Source organism: Hanstruepera marina, assembly GCF_019880635.1.
GTDB classification, from domain to species: domain Bacteria; phylum Bacteroidota; class Bacteroidia; order Flavobacteriales; family Flavobacteriaceae; genus Hanstruepera; species Hanstruepera marina.
The window spans coordinates 1-1,890 of sequence record NZ_JAINVX010000008.1; the positions used below are offsets into that span (position 1 = coordinate 1).

Below are 1,890 nucleotides of genomic sequence, written 5' to 3' on the forward strand. Positions count from 1 at the left end.
CTGTCCATGTTACTACTGTTTCGCCTCCACATGCATCTGGTGCTCCTGGATTATCGATTACTATATCTAAATTACAACCACCTGTAATAGTACCTGTGGCTACCCATGCATCAAACGCTGCATTCACTTCATCTTGAGTTAAGCATGAGCCTACTCCTGAATCTCCTGGTACATTCGCTTCGATTGCTGGTGCTGGTTCTACACTGAACGTTGCACTTCCTGATACTGGTTCTTCACAATCTGCTGTTGCTGTCCATGTTACTACAGTCTCTCCTCCACATGCATCTGGTGCACCTGGATTATCGATTACTATATCTAAATTACAACCACCTGTGATAGTGCCTGTGGCTACCCATGCATCAAACGCTGCATTCACTTCATCTTGAGTTAAGCATGAGCCTACTCCTGAATCTCCTGGTACATTCGCAACTATATCTTCTGATACTATCCAAGTATATGTTATACTTAAAGCTTCAGCTACATTACCACAAGCATCTGTGTAATTTGCTGTCCATGTTTGTGTATAGTTACATCCATCAGCAATAGGACCTTCTGTCTCCGACTCTATATCTAAATCACCATCCATACAGTTATCATCTACCTTAAATAGTGGCGGTATAATCTCTGGATTACAACCAAAATCACCACTCTGTGAATCTGATGTGATTACTGGTGCTTCTGTATCTACTGTCCAAGTGTATGTTACACTACATCTTTCAAAATCATAGGTCTCATTACCACATGAATCGATAGCAGCAAACGTATACGTTACACTTCTTTCACAACCCTCATCATCTAAAACCGTATCATAAACAAATACTTCTGAAGACCCTATACAGTTATCATCTGTATCCACTAGGTCAATTAAGCTTTCTCCTGTTGGAATTTCATCTGGATTACAACCTAAATCACCAGCTTCAATTCCTGAACAGCTTACTTTAGGAGGTAAAGTATCTTGAATCCAAGTATAAGTTATACTCACAGATTCCGCTACATTACCACAAGAATCCATTGCTGTTGCTGTCCATGTTTGGCTGTAACTACAATCCCATCCTCCAGCATTTTGAGGACCTTCAGTTGAAACTTCAACATCTACTGGACCACAATTATCTGATGCCATGAATTCAGGAGCTACTACTTCTGGATTACAGCCTAAATCCATACTTTGATTTTTTGTTGTAATAACTGGTACTTCAGTATCTGGTTCTACACTGAACGTTGCACTTCCTGATATTGTATCTGCACATGAACTTGTTGCTGTCCATGTTACTACAGTCTCTCCTCCACATGCATCTGGTGCTCCTGGATTATCGATTACTATATCTAAATTACAACCACCTGTAATAGTACCTGTGGCTACCCATGCATCAAACGCTGCATTCACTTCATCTTGAGTTAAGCATGAGCCTACTCCTGAATCTCCTGGTACATTCGCTTCGATTGCTGGTGCTGGTTCTACACTGAACGTTGCACTTCCTGATATTGTATCTGCACATGAACTTGTTGCTGTCCATGTTACTACAGTCTCTCCTCCACATGCATCTGGTGCTCCTGGATTATCGATTACTATATCTAAATTACAACCACCTGTAATAGTACCTGTGGCTACCCATGCATCAAACGCTGCATTCACTTCATCTTGAGTTAAGCATGAGCCTACTCCTGAATCTGATGGTACATTCGCTTCGATTGCTGGTGCTGGTTCTACACTGAACGTTGCACTTCCTGATATTGTATCTGCACATGAACTTGTTGCTGTCCATGTTACTACAGTCTCTCCTCCACATGCATCTGGTGCACCTGGATTATCGATTACTATATCTAAATTACAACCACCTGTAATAGTGCCTGTTGCTACCCATGCATCAAACGCTGCATTCACTTCATCTT

The 1,890-nt window shown here is 41.4% G+C and carries 1 protein-coding gene; it reads right to left on the reverse strand.

The features are described 5' to 3' along the window. A partial coding sequence (locus tag K7G76_RS15315) for a hypothetical protein (RefSeq protein WP_223035090.1) occupies positions 1–1,890 on the reverse strand: 1,890 nt, incomplete at both ends.